20 protein-coding genes are annotated in these 21,346 nt (G+C 67.4%); 5 read left to right on the top strand and 15 right to left on the bottom strand.

What is annotated here, in order from left to right; translation table 11 throughout:
* Positions 1 to 47: 47 nt before the first annotated feature.
* The 10 genes from N8I71_RS07570 to N8I71_RS07525 form a co-directional block, all read right to left on the bottom strand.
* A complete protein-coding gene (locus N8I71_RS07570; protein WP_262877347.1) occupies positions 48 to 2,066 on the bottom strand; it encodes a TRAP transporter permease in 2,019 nt (672 codons plus the stop codon).
* A 4-nt stretch (positions 2,067 to 2,070) separates the two neighbouring features.
* Positions 2,071 to 2,472, bottom strand: a complete 402-nt coding sequence (locus N8I71_RS07565; RefSeq protein ID WP_262877346.1) for a DUF1850 domain-containing protein — start codon at positions 2,470 to 2,472, stop codon at positions 2,071 to 2,073.
* Between the two features lie 56 nt (positions 2,473 to 2,528).
* Positions 2,529 to 3,515, bottom strand: a complete 987-nt coding sequence (locus tag N8I71_RS07560) for a TAXI family TRAP transporter solute-binding subunit (RefSeq protein WP_262877345.1) — start codon at positions 3,513 to 3,515, stop codon at positions 2,529 to 2,531.
* A gap of 296 nt (positions 3,516 to 3,811) precedes the next feature.
* A complete protein-coding gene (locus N8I71_RS07555; RefSeq protein ID WP_262877344.1) occupies positions 3,812 to 5,131 on the bottom strand; it encodes an MFS transporter in 1,320 nt (439 codons plus the stop codon).
* An 8-nt stretch (positions 5,132 to 5,139) separates the two neighbouring features.
* Positions 5,140 to 5,400 carry a metal-sensing transcriptional repressor gene (locus N8I71_RS07550; protein WP_262877343.1) on the bottom strand — a complete coding sequence of 87 codons (261 nt, stop codon included), beginning with the start codon at positions 5,398 to 5,400 and terminating at the stop codon, positions 5,140 to 5,142.
* 541 nt (positions 5,401 to 5,941) lie between these two features.
* Complete coding sequence (locus tag N8I71_RS07545; protein ID WP_262877342.1) at positions 5,942 to 6,238, bottom strand: hypothetical protein; 297 nt, start codon at positions 6,236 to 6,238, stop codon at positions 5,942 to 5,944.
* A gap of 35 nt (positions 6,239 to 6,273) precedes the next feature.
* Positions 6,274 to 6,975 carry a VIT1/CCC1 transporter family protein gene (locus N8I71_RS07540; protein ID WP_262877341.1) on the bottom strand — a complete coding sequence of 234 codons (702 nt, stop codon included), beginning with the start codon at positions 6,973 to 6,975 and terminating at the stop codon, positions 6,274 to 6,276.
* Positions 6,972 to 8,879, bottom strand: coding sequence for a heavy metal translocating P-type ATPase (locus N8I71_RS07535; RefSeq protein ID WP_262877340.1), 1,908 nt, complete (start codon positions 8,877 to 8,879; stop codon positions 6,972 to 6,974). Before N8I71_RS07535 ends, N8I71_RS07540 begins: the two co-directional genes overlap by 4 nt.
* A gap of 257 nt (positions 8,880 to 9,136) precedes the next feature.
* The gene (locus N8I71_RS07530; RefSeq protein WP_262877339.1) at positions 9,137 to 9,466 is read right to left on the bottom strand and encodes a chaperone modulator CbpM; all 330 of its coding nucleotides are present in this window, start codon (positions 9,464 to 9,466) and stop codon (positions 9,137 to 9,139) included.
* Entirely contained in the window at positions 9,463 to 10,407 is a 945-nt protein-coding gene (locus tag N8I71_RS07525) for a DnaJ C-terminal domain-containing protein (protein ID WP_262877338.1), read from the bottom strand. Before N8I71_RS07525 ends, N8I71_RS07530 begins: the two co-directional genes overlap by 4 nt.
* Positions 10,408 to 10,812: 405 nt before the next feature.
* Here N8I71_RS07525 and N8I71_RS07520 point away from each other — a divergent pair, with 405 nt between their 5' ends.
* The 3 genes from N8I71_RS07520 to N8I71_RS07510 are packed head-to-tail and all read left to right on the top strand — an operon-like array spanning position 10,813 to position 13,666.
* Positions 10,813 to 11,787, top strand: a complete 975-nt coding sequence (locus N8I71_RS07520; RefSeq protein ID WP_262877337.1) for an efflux RND transporter periplasmic adaptor subunit — start codon at positions 10,813 to 10,815, stop codon at positions 11,785 to 11,787.
* Positions 11,787 to 12,992 (top strand): ABC transporter permease, encoded by a 1,206-nt coding sequence (locus N8I71_RS07515; RefSeq protein WP_262877336.1) that lies wholly within the window; start codon positions 11,787 to 11,789, stop codon positions 12,990 to 12,992. Before N8I71_RS07520 ends, N8I71_RS07515 begins: the two co-directional genes overlap by 1 nt.
* Positions 12,989 to 13,666 carry an ABC transporter ATP-binding protein gene (locus tag N8I71_RS07510; protein WP_262877335.1) on the top strand — a complete coding sequence of 226 codons (678 nt, stop codon included), beginning with the start codon at positions 12,989 to 12,991 and terminating at the stop codon, positions 13,664 to 13,666. Before N8I71_RS07515 ends, N8I71_RS07510 begins: the two co-directional genes overlap by 4 nt.
* 211 nt (positions 13,667 to 13,877) lie before the next feature.
* On the opposite strand, the gene N8I71_RS07505 is transcribed toward N8I71_RS07510, so the two are convergent.
* The 5 genes from N8I71_RS07505 to N8I71_RS07485 form a co-directional block, all read right to left on the bottom strand.
* Positions 13,878 to 15,698 carry a PHA/PHB synthase family protein gene (locus N8I71_RS07505; protein WP_262877334.1) on the bottom strand — a complete coding sequence of 607 codons (1,821 nt, stop codon included), beginning with the start codon at positions 15,696 to 15,698 and terminating at the stop codon, positions 13,878 to 13,880.
* Between the two features lie 227 nt (positions 15,699 to 15,925).
* Positions 15,926 to 16,948, bottom strand: a complete 1,023-nt coding sequence (locus tag N8I71_RS07500) for an alpha/beta hydrolase (protein ID WP_262877578.1) — start codon at positions 16,946 to 16,948, stop codon at positions 15,926 to 15,928.
* A gap of 374 nt (positions 16,949 to 17,322) precedes the next feature.
* A complete protein-coding gene (locus N8I71_RS07495) occupies positions 17,323 to 17,604 on the bottom strand; it encodes an SDR family oxidoreductase (protein WP_262877333.1) in 282 nt (93 codons plus the stop codon).
* The gene (locus N8I71_RS07490) at positions 17,601 to 18,452 is read right to left on the bottom strand and encodes a fumarylacetoacetate hydrolase family protein (protein ID WP_262877332.1); all 852 of its coding nucleotides are present in this window, start codon (positions 18,450 to 18,452) and stop codon (positions 17,601 to 17,603) included. The genes N8I71_RS07495 and N8I71_RS07490 overlap by 4 nt, the downstream gene beginning before the upstream one ends.
* A gap of 76 nt (positions 18,453 to 18,528) precedes the next feature.
* On the bottom strand, positions 18,529 to 19,419 hold the full coding sequence (locus N8I71_RS07485; protein WP_262877331.1) for an AraC family transcriptional regulator: 891 nt from the start codon (positions 19,417 to 19,419) through the stop codon (positions 18,529 to 18,531).
* Positions 19,420 to 19,576: 157 nt separating this feature from the next.
* Between N8I71_RS07485 and N8I71_RS07480 the strand changes: the two genes are divergently transcribed.
* A complete protein-coding gene (locus tag N8I71_RS07480; protein WP_262877330.1) occupies positions 19,577 to 20,446 on the top strand; it encodes an SDR family NAD(P)-dependent oxidoreductase in 870 nt (289 codons plus the stop codon).
* Positions 20,447 to 20,456: 10 nt separating this feature from the next.
* Positions 20,457 to 21,269, top strand: coding sequence for an SDR family oxidoreductase (locus N8I71_RS07475; protein WP_262877329.1), 813 nt, complete (start codon positions 20,457 to 20,459; stop codon positions 21,267 to 21,269).
* Positions 21,270 to 21,346 lie beyond the last annotated feature (77 nt).

Here is a 21,346-nt window from a genome sequence, read left to right as displayed (position 1 = left end):
CCGCACAGGGCACGGGCGACAAGTGCGCGCTCCGGTGCCGAGCCGTGTCATGACGCCGTGGGCGGGCCGGGATCGAAGCGGGGTGCAGGCGCGCCCGGGCGGTCGCCATCGCGCTTGGCCTGCACCCAGTTGAGCAAGAACACGGCGACAAGCACGATCACTCCCGCGATTTCCAACCACAGGTCCGGCCAGAAGCAGGCGATGACCGCGGGCACGATCAGGGCCCGCTGCCAGAGCGACATCGGGCGGAACAGGAACCCTTCCAGCGCGGCGGCGAACCCAATCAGCGCGACGATGGCGATGGCTCCGCTCCAGAGCACCAGCGGCAGGGGGCCGCCGAGGATGATCTCCTCGTTGAAGACCATGAAAAGCGGGATCAGGTAGAGGCCCTTGGCATATTTCCATGCCTGAATGCTCGTCTCCATCGGTTTCGACCCCGCGATGGCCGCGCCCGCGAACCCCGCAAGCGCAACGGGTGGGGTCACGTTGCTGTCTTGCGAATACCAGAAGACCAGCAGGTGGGCGATCAGGATCGGGATGCCGAACTCCTCCGTCAGGGCGGGGCCGACGAGGATTATGAGCACGATGTAGGCCGCCGTCACCGGCAGGCCCATGCCCAGGATAAGGCTCGCGATCGCCACCAGAAGCAGCGCGAGGATCAGGTTGCCGCCCGAGAAGGCGATCATCATGGCCGAGAATTTCAGGCCGAGCCCGGTGAGGCCCACGACACCCACGATTATGCCCGCCACCGCGCAGGCCATGGAGACGGCGACCGCGTTGCGCGCGCCCAGTTCCAGCGCCTGGAGCGTCAGGTCGATCCCCCGGCGGCACAGCGCCGCGAAGCCCGCGGCCGTCGGGCCATTTGCGAAGAACACCCAGAGCGCGCGGGCCGAGGCCGCGGCGACGATCGACAGGATGGCATAGAAGCCCACGCGCATCGGCGAATAGCCCGCCACCAGAAGCGCCACCAGCGCCACCAGCGGCAGAAGGAAATGCCAGCCCTCGGCCAGCACGCCGCGCACGCTCGGCAGTTCGGCGGCGCTCAAACCGGTCATGCCCTGCTTTACGGCGGCGATATGGACCAGCAGGTAGACCGCGCCGAAATAGAGGATGGCCGGGAAGATCGAGACCAGCACGATGTCGACGTAGGGAACCCGGGTGAATTCGGACATGAGGAACGCGCCCGCGCCCATGAGCGGCGGCATGATCTGCCCGCCGGTCGAGGCCGCGGCCTCGATGCCCCCGGCCTGCGCGGGCCGGTAGCCCAGTTTCTTCATCAGCGGGATGGTGAAGGCCCCCGTGGTCACCACGTTGGCGATGGCCGACCCCGAGATCGAGCCCATGCCGGCCGAGGCGATGACGGCCGCCTTCGCCGGGCCGCCGCGCTGCCGGCCGGTGGCGGCATAGGCGAGATCGATGAAGAATTTCCCCGCGCCGGTTACCTCGAGGAAGGCGCCGAAGAGGACGAAGATGAAGACGAAGGTCGCCGCGACGCCCAGGGGAATGCCGAAAATGCCTTCTGCCCCCAGCGTCATCTGGCTGGCCAGCCGGTCCAGCGAATAGCCGCGATGATTGAGGATGCCGGGCATCCAGTCGGCGAGAAAGGGCAGCTCTCCCCGGCTGCCCGCGAAGGCATAGGCGATGAAGATCGCACCGATGATCGTCATGCCGAGGCCCACGGCGCGGCGTGCGCCCTCCAGCACCACGAGGATGGTCAGCACGCCCACCCAGACGTCGATCTGGCGGGGGAAGATCTGGTTGGCGATGGTGTCGATATTGACCGGCAGCCAGGCCCCCACGAGGACCGATGCCGCGATCAGCGGGCCGTCGATGGCCCAGCCCAGCGCGCCGCGCGGGCGGCTGCGGCCCCAGACCGGGTAGATCAGGAAACACAGCACGAGGATGAAGCCGAGGTGAATGGGCCGCTGGTAGAACAGGCCCAGCGGCTGAACGCCCGCCGCCCAGAGCTGGAACAGCGACAGCGCGATGCCGACAACGGCGATCACGCGCAGCACGATCCAGGGTTGCGGATGTTCCTGCCGCGGCACCTCGGTGTCCATCACCATCGCGTCACTCTCCCGTCAGTTCGATGCGCACCCGCTGGCGCGCGGCGACCGCGGAGAGGGACACGACCGTGTCACCCACCTGCAGCCGATGATCGACCGGCCCTGCCCCGGGGCGCAGCACGTAGGCATTGCCCGGCACGGGTTCGTCGATGTCGAGAATCCAGTATCCGCCCGCCCCGTCCGAGACCTGCCGCCCGCGGCCCGGGATATGCCCGAGGCCCGCGGCGAAATCGGGCTGGTGCGAGCGCACCAGTACCATTTGCCCGCCGCGGTTCTCGTAGCAATCCGTTACCGGAAAGCCCTCGACCGAGTGGTTCCAGAGCACGCACCAGCCGCTGCCTTCCGGCATGTCGAAACGCGCGATCGTCTGGTCATCCGCCCGCATGGCGACAAGCGTGTCCGCCATGACGGACGTGGAACCGGACAGGAGGAGGGCGGCAAGCCCTCCTCGCATCCAGCGGTTCACGGACGCAACGCATCCGGCACGGTCGCGCCGATTTCCTCGTAGTACCGGATTGCACCGGGGTGCAGCGGAACCGGCGTGGCATCGAGCGTGAATTCGACCGTGGTCTGGTTGGCCGCCGGGTGGACCGCCCGCAGCTCGGCGATATTCTCGAACATCGCGCTGGTGATGGCATAGGCCAGGTCGTCGGACATTTCCGAAGACACGGTCAGCACGTTGGGGATACCGAGGACCGTGATGTCTTCGTCGACGCCGTTGTAGGTCCCCGCGGGCAGGGTGGTCGTCGCGAAGGTGCTGTCGGCGGCCATGGCTGCGGCCAGTTGCTCTTCGGTGAGGGCGATGATGACGATGTCCTGCGTCGTCGCGAGGTTCAGGATCGACGACGTGGGCGCGCCCACGCTCCAGAAACCCGCATCGATGTCGCCGTTGGCCAGCGCATCCGCGGTTTCGTTGAAGTTCAGGCGCTGTTCCTCGATATCGTCATAGGTGATGCCGTTCGCCTCGAGGATGGCGGCGGTATTGACCTCGGTCCCCGAGCCGGGCGCCCCGATCGAAACGCGCATGCCGCGCAGGTCATCCAGCGAGGTGATCCCGCTGCTTTCGAGCGCCACAATATGCACCATGTTGGCATAGAGCGACGCCAGCCCGCGCACCATCGGCAACTGCTGACCTTCGAAACGGCCCGTGCCGCCATAGGCCTGCGCCACTGTGTCGGCCAGACCGATGGCAAGGTCCGCATCGCCGGTGGCGATCAGGCCCATGTTCTCGACCGATGCGCCGGTCACCTCGGCCGTGGCGGAATAGCCGTCCACGTGGGTATTGATGATCTCCGCCAGACCGCCGCCCATGGGGAAGTAGACCCCGCCGGTGCCGCCAGTGGCGATGGAAAGCTGGTCCTGTGCCAGCGCCGGAGCGCCGAGACCGAGCGCGATCAGCGCAGCCGTTCCGATCAGGCCTTTCGGCCCGCGAAGAAGAGTATCTCGCATGCTGTCCTCCCAAGACAGAACTGTCATCATGTCGTCACGCGTTCCTCCCGCGACGACCACAGGCTTTCAGACTTGCCGGTGCAGGGGGATGATTATCTGCTTTGGGAAGCGAATTCCATGGCAAGCGATCGCCATGTCGAACGCAAGACTTCGCCATGTGCCGGACCGCCGACGCCTGGACGGTGGTGCCGGACCAATTCGAACGGTCCGCGACAGACCCTTGAGGCTGTCGCATGTGCCGCCCCGAGGCCGCGCCCCTCGGGCGCGCGGCGGCACGATCGGCCCAGGGCGGCCGGTCAGAGGTGTGACGACCATCGTGGATGCTCGTCGTCCACGACGAAGGGATGCGCGTGGCGGCGCTCGCCCCTGAGGTGGGGATGGTCGAGCGGCAGGTTGTCGTGGGTGTGCTCGAGGATCTCGGGGTCTTCCCTCGGCCAGAGGCGAAGGGCGAAGAGTGCACCCGCTCCCGCCAGCGCCGCCAGTAGCCCCAGCGCGACGACCGGCCCGTGCTGCGTCATCAGCCAGCCCGACAGCGGGTAGGTCACCAGCCAACAGGCGTGACTGAGGGCAAACTGGCCCGCGAAGAGCGTGGGCCGATCCTCGGCATGGGCAGAGCGACGCAGGAGACGGCCTGCGGGCGTGAGCACGGCCGAATACCCCAAGCCCACCAGCAGCCATGCGCCGAGAAGGAAGGGCCATTCGAGGCCGAGGGTGGCGACCTCCCCGGCCAGCGCCAGCAGCGTCAGCACCATGAGCGCGGCGCCCCCGACCATCAAGTTGCGGTCCGCCACCCGGTCCAGCAGCCGCGGCAGCGCCAGCGCCGCCAGCATCGAGCCCGCGCCGAAGGCGAACATCGTCCAGGCCAGCGCGCTTTCAGGCAGGCCCAGCGTCCCGCGCACCAGCACCACCGAATTCACCAGCACCATCGCGCCTGCCGCCGCGGCGGCGAGGTTCAACGCCAGAAGCCCGCGCAGCCGCGGCGTGGCGAGGTAGATGCGGATGCCGCGCGTCGTCCGGTCGTAGATCCCGCGCGGCTGGGAGGCCTTCGGGCTGGGCAGGAGCACGGAGACCACCAGAAGCGCCGACGCGACGAAGCCCGCCACAGTGCCGAGGAACAGCGAATTGTAGCTCATGACCGCCAGCAGCAGCGCGGCGAGCGTGGGGCTCACGATGTTCTCCAGATCGTAGGCCAGCCGCGACAGCGACAGCGCGCGGGTATAGCGCGCCTCTTCGGGCAGGACGTCCGGGATCGTCGCCTGGAAGGTCGGCGTGAAGGCCGCGGACGCCGATTGCAGCAGGAAGATCAGGACGTAGACCTGCCACACCTCGGTGACGAAGGGCAGGCAGAGCGCCGCAAAGGCGCGTACCAGGTCCAGCCCCACCAGCAAGGCGCGCCGGTTCACCCTGTCCGCGAAGGCGCCCGCGATCGGTGCGATGCCGACATAGGCGACCATCTTGATGGTGAAGACCGTGCCCAGCACCATGGACGCGCCGTCCCCCGCGAGATCGTAGGCCAGCAGTCCGAGCGCCACCGTGGCAAGGCCCGTGCCGAGAAGCGCGACGACCTGTGCCGCGAACAGGTGGCGGTAGGTGCGGTCGGCAAGGATCTCCAGCATGGTCGATCTCAAAGGTAGCGGGCGATGGCCTTGAGCTCATTGCGGTCGGCGGGCGAGTGATCCGCGTCCAGGCAATGGTCCACGTGATCGTGGATCAGCGCCCGCTTGGCATTCGACACGGCCTTTTCGACCGCCTGAAGCTGCTGCGCGATCTCAAGGCAGGGCCTGCCTTCCTCGATCATGCCGATCACCGCCCGCAGATGGCCGTCGGCGCGTTTCAGCCGGGCGATCACGGCGGGGTGGGTTACGTGGACGTCGGGCTTTGCCATGGAAAGACGCTATCCTCCCCGGGGGGATAAAACAAGATGGCCCGACAACGGGCTGCAGACACGAACGGGCAGACAGGCGGCACCGATGCGAACCTAGGCGACATCCGGGAGACAAGCCTTCGCGGCGCTTCTCTGCCTGTCGTTGCTGATCTGGTCCATCATGCCCGCTGCGACCCATGCGCCTGAGATCTTCGAGACGATCCCGGGCCACATGGGGATGATGGCCGACCACGGGCATTCGCACAGGCTCAACGAGGACCTCGACCGGGCCATGCACGGACACGGCCACGACGCGGCCGACCACGATCATGGCCATGCGTTTCTGGCGCGCGGCGACCAAAGCCATCCCAAATCCGCCTACAGGGATGCCTGGCGGCTGAGGGCCTCGCCCGGCGGTCCGCACCGCGCCGCGCGACAGCCCTCATGCTCACGGTCCTGGCCCTCTACGCGTCCAGTGCCGCGCAGGCGCTCGCCCATGACGTCACGCCCGGTGACGCGGGATACGTCCAAAAATCTGTGGGGTGGACGTCATCCCCTTCATCTATCTCGGCGCCAAGCACATGGTGAACCAGCACTTCTTCCGACGCCGAGGCAATTGCGGCGCTCGACAATTGCCGGAGTGATCGGCGCGGCCTTCATCGGGGTCGGCGTCTACCTGCCGGCGGAATACGGGATCGACCCAACGGACATGGGCTCGGTGCTCGGCCTCACCGAAATGGGCGAAATCAGGCAGCTGCTCGCCCGGGAAGCGGCCGAGGACGAACTCCTCCACGGCAGACGCGACCAGTCGTCGAGCCTCGTGGACGACCTCCTCGGCCTCTTCGTCGGGGCGGCGCACGCTCCTGCGGGGTCCGCTTCCCATGCAGGTTCACCCTACCCCACGGTGACCCCGAACAGCGCCCCGACCGCCGCGGTCGCGCCCATCGCAAGCGCTCCCCAGAGGGTGACCCTCGCGGCGCCACGAACCACGCCTGCGCCCCCGGCGGACGCGCCCAGTCCACCGAGAACCGCGAGGCCAAGGATCGTCGATGCCGCCACCAGCAGAGCGATCCGCGCCTCCGGGACAAGCAGCGCCACGATCAGTGGAAGCACCGCGCCCAAGGCGAAGGTCAGCGCGGACACCAGCGCCGCCTGGATCGGACGGGCCGTCACGGTTTCCGAGATGCCGAGTTCGTCGCGCGCATGCGACCCCAGCGCGTCGCGTTCCGTCAATTGGATGGCCACCTGCTCCGCCAGATCGCGGTCCAGCCCTCGCTCCACATAGATCCCGGTCAATTCCTCGAGTTCGGCCTCGGGTGTTTCCTCCAGCTCCTTCGTCTCGCGGGCGAGGTCGGCCTGTTCGGCGTCGGTCTGGGAACTGACGGAAACGTATTCCCCCGCCGCCATGGACATCGCACCGGCCACGAGCCCGGCCAGCCCCGCGATCAGGACCTCGGGCTTGCCGGACCCCGCCGCGGCGACGCCGACCACGAGGCTCGCGGTCGAGACGAGACCGTCGTTGGCCCCGAGGACGGCGGCGCGGAGCCACCCGATGCGGTGGACCATGTGGATTTCGGAATGCGAAAGGCGGCTCATGGCGTGGCTCCTTGGGAGATGTCGGCCGGCCCCGACGTAACAGCCCGCGGGTTCGGCAATGCGGGCTCATGTGGCGCGATGCGCAGGGCGCGGAGCGCGTTCAGGATCACGGCGACGTCGATCACCTCCTGCAACAGGGCACCCTGCACCGGCGTGAGGTAGCCGAAGGCGGCGGCGATCATGCCCATTGCGGACAGGCCGATCCCTGCGACGACACTTTCGACGGCGATCCGGCGCGAGGCCCGCGCGATCTCGATACCCGGACCCAGCCGGTCGATCCGGTCGACCAGCAGCACCACGTCGGCGGCCTCGGCGGAGGCGGCCGCCCCCCGTGCGCCCATCGCGACGCCCACGTCGGCCGCGGCCAGCGCAGGCGCGTCGTTCACGCCGTCACCCACCATCATGACCGGCCCGTGCTTGCGCTCGGTCAGGACCAGCAGGACCTTCTGATCCGGCGTCAGCCCGGCCCGCAACCCGTCGAGGCCAAGCCCCTCGGTCACCCGCTCGGCCACGTCCGCGCGGTCGCCGGTGGCCAGAAGGATGCGCGCGATCCCCTCTCGCCGCAGCCCCTCCAGCATCGCGCCCGCGCCCTCGCGCAGCGGGTCGGACATGACGAGGTGCCCCGCCATGTGTCCATCGACCGCCACGGCAACGAGGACCGACCCCGCGACCGTGGCGGGATGATCGCCCGCCATCCGCCCCACCCGGGCCGCGACGAAGCCGTCGCCGCCCACGATCACGCGCCGGCCCTCGACATGCCCCACGACCCCTTCGCCCGGGATCTCGGCCACGTCCGACGGAACGGGCAGCGTGAAACCGCGCGCTTTCGCGGCCTCGACGATGGCTTGCGCCACGGGATGCTTCGAGGCCTGGTCGAGGGCCGCGGCAAGACGCAGGATGTCGTCCTCGGCCAAGTCGCCGGCGCTGTCGACCGACATGATCTGCGGGCGGCCATCCGTCAGGGTGCCGGTCTTGTCGAGGATCAGCGTGCGGATGCGCGCCATCGTCTCCAGTGGACCCGCGCCCTTGATCAGCACCCCGAAATGCGCCGCGCGCGACAGGCCCGCCACCAGCGCGACGGGCACGGCCAGGATCAGCGGACAGGGCGTGGCGACCACGAGCACCGCGACGGCCCGGATCGGATCGCCGGTGAACCACCAGGCCGCGAAGGCCAGGGCGACGGTGACGGCCAGAAAGCCCAGCGACCAGCGGTCCGCCAGCCGGGACATCGGCGCCTTGGACGCCTGCGCCGCCTCCACCAGGCGCACGATCCCGGCATAGGTGCTGTCTCTGGCCTCCCGGGTCGCGATCAGGTCGAAGGCCTCGGCCGCGTTGGTCGAGCCGCTCATGGCATCGGCCCCGGGCGACAGCCGCACCGGCAGCGACTCGCCCGTCAGCGCCGACGTGTCGAGGAAGGCCGTGCCGGAGGCGACCGTGCCGTCCACCGGCACCACGTCGCCCTGCCGGATCAGCAAGCGGTCGCCGGGCGCGATCTCGTCGAGAGGCACCTCCTCCAGCCCGCCGTCGCGGTGCCGGGTCGCGGTCCGGGGCACGCGGGACAGGAGGTCCTGCATCGAGCGCCGGGCGCGGCCCTCGGCGAAGGCTTCGAGGAAGGTGCCGCCCGAATACATCACCGCGACGACCGCCGCGGCGAGGGTCTCGCCGAAGACAAGCGCCGCCGACATGGACAGCGCTGCGACGATATCGAGACCGACCTCGCCGCGCCCGATGCTCCGAAGGATCTCGACCACGAGGGCGGCGAGCGCGGGAACGACGCCGGCGGCCCAGACGATTGACGCGATATCGGCCCGCCCCGCGAACCAGGCCGCCAGTCCGACGACCAGGCCCGTCACCGCCAACAGAAGGATCGCGGTCTTCAGGCGATCGGTTTGGGGTTTTTCCATCCCGTTCATCTTCCCCCGGCCCGGGCGCTTGTCCCGGGCGCCAGGGAATGCAGGCTAGCGACACCCGCGAACCCTGCCATCGCGTCATCATCACGCAGAAGAAACGGCGCGTCGAGACCGCGCGGCGACGCCAGCGCCGCGCCCCGACGACACCACCCGCCCGAGATCGCCAGCCCGGCATCGGGCCGCGCCGAGGTCAGGCCGGCCCTTCCCCGGCCAAGGGCCCTGTCATCAACCTGGAGACTGGAAAGGGCCATTCACTCTCGCCTTGGCTCGGCCCTGAGCCGGGCCTGCAGATCGGTCGGAAGGGCATCTATCGCCTGGGCAACGGCCGCGAGTTCCTGGCGTGCGGCGTGCAACTGGTCGATGAGCGAGATCACGACCCCAAGGGCCGTCTCGTCCAGGTCGAGGTCCTGGGACAGGTCGCACAGCAGCTCCAGCCGCGCGATGTCGACGTGGCGGAAGACATAGCGGCCGGCGTCTCGCTGCGGCCGGACGAGGTCGCTGTCGACGAACTGGTAAAGCTGGGTGCGCGTCAGCCGTGTGACCGTGGCAACGACGTCTTCCTCGGTAAACAGGTCTGTCATGTCCCGGCCCTCTTCATCAGGTCGACCCGAGGGTCGTAGGCATGCGTTTTGCGCCATTCCGCAAGAAAATCGCGCAGGTCGGAATCGGTCTCGCGCGGGGCGACGATCCGCAATTCGACCTTCTGATCGCCTTTCGTCTTGCTCCCCTTACGCGCGACGCCGCGTCCGCGCAGCCTGAGAACCTGGCCGGAACTTGCGCCCGGTGGGACCGTCAGGCTCACGGGCCCATCGATGGTGGGAACCGTCACCTTGCCGCCGAGGACGGCCTCGTCGATGGTGATCGGCAGCGTCAGGAGGATATCGTCGCCCTCGCGCCGGAACACCGGGTGAGGTCGCACGAAGACGGTGATGAGCGCATCCCCGGCAGGCCCGCCGCCGTAGCCCGGCATCCCCTTGCCACGCAATCGCAAGGTCTGCCCGTCCTCGGTGCCGTGGGGGATCTTGACCGCGAGGCCCTGTCCATCGGGCAGCGTGATCCGGGTTTCGGCACCGCGCACCGCGTCCAGAAACGGCACCTCCAGCGTGTAACGCGCATCCGGGCCCGCAGCCGAAAACCCGCCGTCGCCGAAATCGCGTCCGGACGACCGCCCCCGATTGCGGAGGATTTCCGCGAAGATATCCGCCGGGTCGGCATCGGGCCCGAAGCCACGCCCTTGCCGATACGTGTTGTCCGTCGCATCGGCGAAGTCCCGGTAATACCGGCGCTGCGGACGCTCGGCGCCGAGGCCGTCGATCTCCCCGGCATCGAAGCGTGCACGCGTCTCGGGATCTTTCAGGATGTCGTAGGCGGCGGAGATCGCCTTGAACCGTGCCTCGGCGCCCGCGTCGTCCGGATGCAGGTCGGGGTGGCTGGTCCGCACCAGCTTGCGATATGCCTTCTTTATGTCGTCTGCCGTGGCTGTCTTCTCGAGGCCGAGGACTTCGTATGGATCGTTGAGCATCCAGGCTCCTTCCCGTCCGCGCCCGCGCGCGACGGAGGAATGGCACGCAGGCGACGTCAATGTCAGGGACCTACAACGGCGGCGCGGGTTGCGTCGCTGATCCACATCAACGCGGGCATGCCGCCCGCCCATATGCTGCCCAAGCGGTGGTCCGGCCGGAGACGACGGTCCGTGCCGGTCGCGCCGCCGAATTCGAAAGGATGCCCCTTCTTGTCGATCCCTGAGCAACCGACTGCTCAAGCGAACCGTGATCGATCTCAACAAGAGACGGTCGCGGAGGATGCACGCGTTCCGGCCCTGCGACCGGTCCCGCCAACGCCCTCGCGCAAGCGGCGTTGGTGGCTGTGGGGGCTGGCCGGATTGCTTGGGCTCGCACTCGCCGCCGTTGCCTGGTCCCAATTCTGGATGCCGCGGCCGACGCCGGTTGCGGTGGAGGTCGCCACGTCCGCCCCGGTGACCCGTGTCCTCGCGGTCAACGGCCGGATCGCCGCCTTGCATTCGGTGGACGTGCGCCCGGCGGTCGGCGGCGCTCTCGTGGCACTGCCCGTGGCCGAGGGCGATCTGGTCGAGGAAGGACAGGTTCTCGCCCGGATCGACGCCGAGGCCCAGAACGCCGTCGTCCGGCAGGCGATGGCGGCGCTCGATGCCGCGCTCATCGCGCGGGACGAAGCGCGCGAGACCTATGACCGCTCGCTTGCCCTCGGCGCCAACGTCGCGCGCAGCGTGCTCGAGACCCAGGCACGCGCGGTGCAATCCGCCGAGCAGGAAGTCGCGCGCCTGACCGCCGTTCTGGAACAGGCGCAGGTCGCGTTGCGCGATCACACGATCCGTGCCCCGATGCGTGGCACCGTCCTGGTCCTGGAGAGCGAGATCGGGCAGATCGTCGACACGGCCACGCAGCTGCTGACCCTCGCCGACCTGAGCGCACTCGTGGTCGAGGCCGATGTCGACGAGGCCTATGCGACGCAGATCGCACCGGGTCAGCGCGCCGTGCTGCGGCTTGCGGGCGAGACGGACACCCGGGACGGCCATGTCAGTTTCGTTTCGCGGTTGGTGGACGTGACGACCGGCGGGCTTGCCGCCAGGATCGGCTTCGACGATCCAGTCACCGCCCCGGTGGGACTGACCGTGGCCGCCAACATCATCGTGGACGCGCGCGACGCGGCGCTGACCGTACCCCGGACCGCCCTCGATTCCGCCGGGGACGGGACCGGCGTTTTCGTCGTCCGGGAGGGCGCGGCGCGCTTCCTGCACGTGACGGTCGTCGACTGGCCTGCCGCACGCCTGATCGTCACATCGGGCCTGACCGAAGGCGACGTGGTGATCACCGATGCGGCGGGCATCGTCGAAGGACAGACCGTCACCGTGGATCGGCCCTGATGCTCTATGCGCTCAAGATCGCGACCCGCTACCTGACGACGAACAAGGCGCAGACGGCGCTTCTGATCACGGGCGTCGCGGTGGGCGTATTCATCTTCATCTTCATGTCGGCCCTGATCGGCGGGCTGGCCGAGTTCATCCTGTCGCGCACCGTGGGCGACCTCAGCCATGTCACGATCGAGGCCGAGGACCCCGATCCGCCCTTGCTGATCGCTCCTGCGGGTCACGTTCTGACGGTGACGGAACGGGGGCGCACGCGAAACGCGACACTGGCCGAAGCCGAGACTTGGCTTCCACTGATCGAGGCGGTGCCCGGCGTCCGGGCCGTGTCGCCGCAGATCGCTGGCGCGGGCTTTCTCACCCGCGGGGCGCAGGTATCGCAGGTCAGCGTCACGGGCGTCATGCCGGGGCGGGAATCCGCGATCCTCGACCTCGACGGCTACATCGTCGAAGGCTCCGCCCGGCTCGGATCCGGCCTGATCGTTCTGGGCCGCGACCTCGCCGACGACCTGTCCCTATCGCTGGGCCAGACGGTACGCCTCCAGAGCTCGGGCGGCGTCACCGCGCTTCTGACGTTGTCTGGCATCTTCGAGACCGGGAACGGCGCGATGGACGGGGCCCGCGCCTTCGTCAGCCTGCCTGTGGCCCGGACGCTCTTCGCCATGCCGCAGGGTGTCACCCGGATCGAGATCAAGCTCGACGACCTGAACGCCGCGGACGCAACGGCCCTGCGCATCCGCGCCCTGACCGGCCTCGATGCCGTGCCGTGGACAGACGGGGCGGAACAGCTGAGGGAGGCGCTGAACGCGCAGGCGCAGACAGGGTATTTCCTGAAGACTTTCGCGCTCATCACCATCGTCATCGGCGTTGCCTCGGCACTCATGCTGTCCACCTATCGGCGGCGGCCGGAGATCGGGATCATGCGGGCGATGGGCGCGGGGCGGAATTTCGTCGTTTTCGTCTTCGTCGCGCAAGGGGCGCTGATCGGGCTGATGGGGGGCGTCATGGGCGCCGCGCTGGGATACGTTGCCCTGCTGCCCTTTCCCTCCCGCGATGCCTTCGAGCCGGGCACCCTGCCGATGGACATCACACAAGGTTCCTACGGGCTTGCCATCACACTGACGGTGATCGGCGCCGTCCTCGCCTCGATCCTTCCCGCGCGCGCCGCCTCCCGGGTCGATCCGGTCACGGCGATCGGCCAATGAGCACGCTTCTGCAAGTCCGCGACCTGGTCATGACCTACGGCACGGGCGAGGCCGCGACCCGCGTGCTGCGTGGCCTTTCGCTGCGCCTCGAGGCGGGCGAGATGGCCGCCCTTCTGGGGCCTTCGGGCGCGGGGAAAAGCACGTTGCTGACGATCCTCGGCACGTTGATGAAACCCACTTCGGGCAGCTACGAGATGTTGGGCCAGGACATGATCTCGGCCGACGACCGCGCGCTCACGGACTTTCGCAACGCCCACATCGGCTTCGTGTTCCAGTTCCACAACCTCCTGCCCGATTTCACTGCGCTGGAGAACGTGATCTTTCCCACCGCCGTGCGCGAGGGGCGCGAGACGCCCGCCGCCCGCAGGCGGGGCCGCGATCTGCTGGTGCGCATGGGATTGGCGGACCGGATCGATTTCCCGACCGCCAACCTGTCCGGCGGGCAGAAACAGCGCGTCGCCGTCGCCCGCGCCCTCATGAACGGACCGGAGCTTGTGCTTGCGGATGAACCCACCGGAAACCTCGACCGCGCCTCGGCCATGCAGGTGATGGACCTGATCGGAGAGATCAACCGCGAAGAAGGCACAACGTTCCTGATCTCGACCCATGACGAAAAAATCGCGGCGGCGTGCCGGCGGCAGATCGAGGTGGGCGACGGCGTGGTGACGGGATGACCCGTTTGCCTCGCTGCGCCGGAAAGCGGTTCGGTGGCGAGGACCTCGCCGGCCACATCGGGGATTTGGTTCGGGAGGCGTGCGCGGCAAAGCTAGCGTCGCCAGACTGACCCGTGTTGCCCCGGCAAGGCCGGTCGACGCTGCGCGGTTCGCCCGGTCATCGACCGGCGCTGTCGCAGGACCGCTTCACGAGGCCCATCGGCGGCACCGATCAGGTCTGGTGAACGTAGGAGCCTGGCGCCGCCATGATCGGGGCCAGGCCCTTCTCAGGGGCACCCATGCCGGGGGGCGGCACGACGCCGGAGCTTTTTTCCTTCAGCCAGGTCGTCCAGGCGGGCCACCACGACCCTGGTTGGGGTGCATTTTTTGCAAGCCAGGCATCTGGACCGACATACAGCGCGCCGGCCGGCCGATGTGCGATCCGGTGATGACCTCGCTCCAGCCCCGGCTCGTTGACGATCCCGCTGTTGTGGCCGCCGCTTGTAAGGACAAAGGTCATATCGCCATCGGTGAACAGTTGCGTCTTGTAGACGGACTTCCACGGCGCGATGTGATCGGTTTCGGTTCCAACCGCGAAAATCGGGACTGCGATGTCCTTGAGCGCGATGACCCGGCCCGCGACGGCGAACCGGCCGGCCGACAGCCGGTTTTCAAGGAACAGGCCGCGCAGGTACTCCGAGTGCATTCGGGCAGGCATCCGGGTGGTATCCGAGACCCAGACCCCCATGTCGGTCGGCAGATCCTCCTTTCCGAGCCAGTAGCGCCGCACGCCACGGGAGTAGATCAAGTCCTCCGACCTGATGGCGGAAAAGGCGCGGGCCATCTGCGGGCGGTCAAGGTATCCCTTTTCCCACATCATGTCCTCGAGGAAGGCGACCTGGCTTTCATCCAGGAACAACAGCAACTCGCCCGCTTCCGCGAAGTCGACCTGGGCCGCCATCAGCGAGATCGACGCAAGCCGTTCGTCCTTGTCGCGCGCCATCGTGGCCGCCGCGATGGACAGGATCGTGCCGCCAAGGCAATAGCCGACCGCGTGGACCTTGCGCTCCGGCAAAATGGCGTTCACCGCATCGAGGGCCGCGATCACGCCATGTTCGCGGTAGTCCTCCAAAGACAGCTCCGCTTGCTCTGCGGTCGGGTTGCACCACGAGATCATGAACACGGTAAAGCCCTGCTCCACCAGGTACCTGACCATCGAATTGTGCGGCGAGAGGTCGAGGATATAGTATTTCATGATCCAGGCCGGAACGATCAGGACCGGCTCGGCCTGCACCTCCGCGGTCGCAGGCGCATACTGGATCAACTCGAAAAGATCGTTGCGGAACACCACCTCGCCGGGCGTGCAGGCCAGGTCCTTGCCGATCTGAAAGCCCTCCGGGGCGGGTTCGTGGATCTGGGCGAAGGTGTTGACGAAATCATGCACGAAGTTGCGCGCGCCCTCGCCCAGGTTCTTGCCCTGGCTCTTGCGCGTCGCCTCGATGATCTCCGGGTTGAGGGCGGGAAAATTGGACGGCGACCACAGATCCAGTATCTGGCGGGCCATGAACCGGGTCCTGTCGGCATCATCGGGACGCAATCCACGCAGATGGTCGGTTGCATAATCCCACCAGTCCTGCACCGCGAGGAACCCCTGTTGCAGGTTGCGGAAAGGCGGCTTCTCCCATCCCGGATGCCGGAAGCGATGATCGTAGGGTTTCGGCTCGAAGGCCGGTGCGCCTTCGGTGCTCGGCAGGAGGGACTGCGCCATCAGTTTGGCCATGTTTTCCTGTGCGCGCTCGGCCAGTTCAAGCTGACGTCCCGGCGCCCGGGCCAGGTGCAGGGCCCAATCGCTCCAGGCCTGGATGAACGCGTTTGGCGATACGCCGGCCGACAGGTAGGCGACCGCTGCCCGTGACGCGCGATCGAGGTTTTCGTGCGGATGCGCCGAGCGCGGCTCGGCCTTGGGCTGCGACGCGGCGGTGGTCCGGGCGGGAAGCCGGACATTCTGCACGTCCTTCACGGGTGTCCTGGGTTTCGGCGGGCGCTTGGTCATCTCGGCCTGTCCAATGCAGATGCGACGGTCTCTCCGATGCCGCCATCCCGACCGGTTTGAATCAGCCGGCGGGAATCGCAGCGGGATTACGCCTCGTCTGGCAAGACTTTCGGATGATCGCCTTGATCCAGGTTACCGTTGCCGCAAAAAATGGAATGACGGCATGAGCCGAAATAGATCGCTTTCCCCGGACGGGATGGCGCCGTCAGGGCGGCAGCTGTCTGCCGTCAGTCGGTACCGTCGCCTGTCCCCTGCTGCAGCCTCCAGGCATTCGGGCCGAACCGGATGAGGTTCCGCCGCGCCTCGGCGCCGAGCCCCTCGTTCAGAAGCTGGCTCAGGTCGCCCCCGACCTCCTCGCTGTAGATATGGTAGAGATGGCCCGTCGGGCTTTCGCTCGGAAGGTCGCTCAGGTCGACCACTTCGACACCCTCCAGCGCGGACACGTCGTTACCGGCCTCCCCGAGCCTCGGGTATCCGTGAAGCTGGGCCGAAAGGGCCAGCGGGCGGTCGCCCGTCGTGACGTAGACCGTGACGTTCCGCACGATCGGCAAGATGCGCGGGAGGATGCGCTGGAAGATCGCGAAGTCCATGTCGGGCGCGAGCAGCGCGACCTGGTCGAGGCGGATGTCCGGGTGACGGTTCGCAACCTCGTAGAGCGCGAGCACCACGCCGCGCGCGCCCAGGCTGTGCCCCACGACATCCACGGCGCCGCTGCCGAACCGGCGTTCGAGATCGATGATCGTGTCGGCCAGGTCGGGCACGCTCCAGTAGAGATCCGCCTCGTCCTGCACATAGGACGCGAGCGCGCCGTCGGAGGGCCAGCTGAACCACAGAAAGCGGCCGGCAAGCCCTGCGTTCTGCTGCAGAAGGGCGGCACGGCGGCAGCCTTTCTCGAAGCCGATGTAGTAGCCGTGGACGTAGATCGCCGGCGCCTGCCCGCCGGCCGTCTCCCTCAGGCCCTCGAGGACCGCATCCGGCTCCATGCGGGTGACCGCTTCGACGCGCAGGAATTCCTCGCGAATGAAGGTCGGAGCTGCGTCCGCCAACGGCGCCAGCCCACGGAAATCGAGATTTCGGACCTCGCAGCGCCCGGCGGTAAGACCGTTGCGCTCGTCTCCGTAGATCTGGCCGGGATCGTCCGAGCCGGTCAGGTTTCTCAGCGTCACGAACGGAACCTCGCCATCCGCGACGCCGGAAAGCGTATCGGCCGGAGACTGCGCCCCGGCGGGCAGCGAAGCGACCAGCGACACCGCGCTCAAGACGACGCTCGCGGCGATCCTGCGCGATGAACCTAAGGCGGATGACGGCATGGGGCGCCCCATTGAAAACTGATGCACGATCGTCGGTGAAAATGACGCCGCCGCGCAAGGCCCGCGACCGGTCATTCGAGAAGGTTACGTGACCGCCCTGCCCAGCCCAAGGCCAGGGTTGTCTGACAGTGCCGACGCCACGGCCAGGCCGATTACCTTGGCAGAGGGCAAATCACCGTAAAATCTTCTACGTCACGCGCCAACGCGAGCCAGCGACCTACTGAGCCCTACGCCGAGTTCCATGATGACTACCCGGGGACCGTGCGGCGCGGCGTGCGGCCGCCTCAAATTCGATCCGCGCCAGCGGAACCGGATCAAATCGTGATGCCTCCATCGACATTGACCGTCTGTCCGGTGATTACGGCGGCATCCTCGCCGGAGAGGTATGCGACCTCCCCGGCGGTTCCAAGGCGGCCGGTGGCCTGCCGGCTGAGAAAAACCTTTTCGGCCTCCTCGCGGCTGCCGAACGCCTCGCTCAACTCGGCAATCCGTTCACGACGCGAAGGGCAGTCGACCGTGCCGGGGCAGACGGCATTGGCCCGTATGCCATGTGACAGATAAACGGCGGTCTTTCCTTCCAGCCGACCGCCGATCATGCCCCACCCGAGGCGACGACCTGCTGCCGCTGTTCGCCCAATCCCGTCACCGACAAGACGACCTCATCGCCGATCTCGAGGTATTGCTGCGGGTTTTGCCCCATGCCGACACCAGATGGTGTTCCGGTGCAGATCAGATCACCCGGTTCCAACAGGCAGAACTGGCTCAGGTAGTGCACGATCTCGCCGACCGAGAAGATCATCGTCCGCGTCGAGCCGTCCTGATAGCGGCGCCCATTGACGCTTAGCCATATCGCCAGGTCGCCCGGATCGGCGACTTCATCGCGCGTCACCAGCAAGGGACCGGTTGGACAGAAGTTCGGATATCCCTTGCCCTTGGACCACTGGCCGCCCCGATCCAGTTGCCAGGCGCGCTCGGACACGTCGTTGACCACCGTGTAGCCGAACACGTGATCCATCGCGGCTTCTGCCCCGATCTCGAGCGCGGATGCACCGATGACCACACCCAGTTCGACCTCCCAATCCAGCCGCGTCATGGACTTGGACTTGAAGATCGGATCGTTGGGGCCGCATACTGTGCTGGAAGGCTTGGTGAACAGGATCGGCTCTTTCGGGATCGGCATTCCGGCCTCTTCGGCATGTTCGGAATAGTTGAGCCCGATGCACCAGACGTTGCGCGGCCGGGCGATGGGCGCCCCGATCCGCATCCCCTCCGTGGGCAGGACCGGGAGGGCGCCCAGATCGACGTCGGCCAATGCCGTAAGGAGCCCCTCGATGGTGCCGGGGTCAATGTCGGGCACGATATCCGAAATATCCCGCGCCGTGCCGTCCGCGGCCAGAACCGCAGGCCGCTCCGCGCCGGTCTCCCCGATCCGAATGAATTTCATGTGCTGCTGTCCTTTGTTGTTGTGGGTCTTGGTGGCCAGGTGGGGAAATCGTCGGTTTCCTCAGGGTTCCGCTCGGCTACTCCGCCGCATGGACCGATCGGTCCTGTCTTGGGGGCACACCGAATTTGCGGGCGTATTCCCGCGAAAACTGGGCCGAGCTTTCGTATCCAACCCCGAACGCAATCTCGGAGACCTTTTCGTTCGTGCTGCGCAACGCCTCGCGGGCGCGCAGGAGACGCAAATCCTTCTGGTATTGCAGCGGCGACGTCCCCGTGACCGCCTTGAAGTGCTCGAAGAAGGCCGAACTGCTCATGCCGACCCGGTCCGCAAGATCGCCGACCACGAGCGGTCGCGCCAGGTCCGACTGGATCTCTCGCGTGGCCTCGAAGATGCGGCTGCCCCGCGTCTCGTGCCAAAGCAGCTTTCGTAGCGGTTCGCCATGTGGACCCAACAGGAGCCGGGCATGGATTTCGCGCGCAGTGATCGAGGCGAGCAGGCGGCGGGAGTCTTCGTGATCGCATTGCCCGAGATATCGCAGAAGCGCACCCTCCAACTCAAGGTCGGTCTGGCAGAGCGAGATCGAGAAGGGGTCATGCTGGCTGGCGGCACGGGCGGGCGCCACGTCGGCGGCCATCGAGCGCAGCAGATCGAGGTCGATCGGGAAGACAAGCGCCACGTAAGGACGGCCCGGCGCGGCCTCGGTGATGCGCGAGACGACCGGAAGGGCGTGGCTCACCACGAGCGATTGTCCGTCGGCCACCCGCAGGGTCCTCCTGCTTGTGGCGACCTCCTTGGCGCCTTGCAGAACAAGGCAGAGAAGCGGCCGATAGACGGTCGCGTCCTGCCCGGTCGGAGCCGTGAACCGCAGGAAATGCAGACCGCTTGGCGAGTGCGCGAGCGCGCCTTGCGCAGGCCCTTCCCGGTCGAGCAACGCTGACAAATGATCCAGAAGCGCTCCGTGGGCCATGCTTTCCTCCTTGCGCCCCGTCTACCACAGGGACCTCCCGACTTTGCATGAAATTTCGCAATCGCGGAGGATCAGACAAGAAATTCAGTCAATCGGGAAAGAATAGACACCACCGCCGCACTAGGGTCGATCTGACCAGAACACGGAGAGGACGACCATGGCAAAGGTTCTGATTACCGGAATTGCGGGTGGCTTTGGCAAGCCCACGGCCCTTGCGCTGCTAGACCGCGGGCACGAGGTGGCAGGCAGCGTGCGTAGCCGCGCCGGGCGGAATGCCGCGGCGGTCGCCGAACTCGAGGCCGCCGGTGCGCGAATCGTCGAGATGGACGTGACCGACACGGCCAGCTCCGACGCCGGCGTGTCCGCCGCGATCGCCGCGCTCGGCGGACTGGACGTGCTGTTCAACAATGCCGGGATCGGCTCCTACGGCATCCAGGAACTGATGTCGCCCGAGGACATGACCCGCGTCTTCGACGTGAACGTCACGGGCGTTCAGCGGGTGATGCGCGCGTCCCTGCCCCATCTGCGCGCGCAGGGGCACGGCACCGTCCTCTACACGTCCAGTCTGATCGGCCGGATCGCCACGCCCTTCTACGGCACCTATTCGGCTTCGAAATGGGCGCTGGAAGCCATCGTGGAATGCTACCGCACGGAGCTGTCGGGCTTCGGCATCGAATCCTGCATCATCGAGCCCGGCGCGATGCCGACGGCCTTCTTCGACGGCATGGTGGCGCCCGACGATCCCGGGCGGGAGGCCGGTTACGGCGAGTTCGCGCAGGTGCCGGGGATGTCGGCGGCGGGCCTTGCCCAGATGCTCGACGCGACGCCCGCCCAGCGGCCCGAACGCATCGCCGAGGCGGTGGTCGCCCTGCTGGAGCTGCCCCACGGCCGCAAGCCGTTCCGCACCGTCGTCGACCATACCGGCGTCGGTCCCGAGATCGAGCGCTACAACGACGTGCTGCACGACGTGACCCGCACCGTCCTGACGAATTTCGGCATCGAGCGGATGCTCGACCTGAACGCCTGAGGAGCGCCCCATGAAAACAATTCTGATCACCGGCGCTTCCTCCGGAATCGGCAAGGCCACCGCGCTACGCTTTCAGTCCGAGGGATGGAACGTCATCGCCACCATGCGGGACCCGTCCGCCGGTTCAGACCTCGCCGAACTGGACAATGTCCTTGTCACCCCGCTGGACGTGACCGATGCGGGCACCGTCGCAGCCGCGGTGGCTGACGGGCTGTCCCGGTTCGGCCGGATCGACTCGCTCCTGAACAACGCAGGCTATGGCGCCTACGGCCCGCTCGAGGCCTTTTCGACGGAGCGCATCCGTCGTCAGTTCGACACCAACGTGATCGGTCTTCTGGAGGTGACGAAGGCGGTATTGCCGCATATGCGGGCGAACCGCTCGGGCACCATCGTCAACATCTCGTCCATCGGCGGGCAGATCACGTTCCCGCTCGGTACGCTCTACCACGGCACCAAGTTCGCCGTCGAAGGCCTGTCGGAGGCGCTGCATTATGAACTCGAACCGCTCGGCATCCGGGTACGCATCGTCGAGCCGGGCATGATCAAGACAGACTTCGGCGGCCGGTCCTTCGATTTCGCGATGGACGAAACGCTGTCGGACTACGCTCCGACCGCCGAGGCCATGGGGCGGTTGTTCGGCAAGCTGGCCGCGAACCCGTCGGCCCCCGAGGTCGTCGCCGAGGTCATCTGGCAGGCCGTCAACGAAACCGGGGACCGCCTCCGCTTCCGCGCCGGCCAGGATGCCCATGCCTTGCTCGAAGACCGAAAGGCAAAGGACGACGCGACGTTCATAGGCGAGATCAAGGACTTGATGCGGAGCTGACGTCAGTCTGCCGGACAATCGCCAGGCAGAACTTGCGAGCCGCAGGGATCAGAGCCGCGCCGGGAAAAGACGTCTTG

Origin of the sequence: Roseicyclus sediminis, assembly GCF_025515305.1 — a bacterium.
Taxonomy (GTDB): Bacteria; Pseudomonadota; Alphaproteobacteria; order Rhodobacterales; family Rhodobacteraceae; genus Roseibacterium; species Roseibacterium sediminis.
Note: the sequence above shows the minus strand (reverse complement) of the source record. Positions and strands in the feature narration are given on the sequence as shown.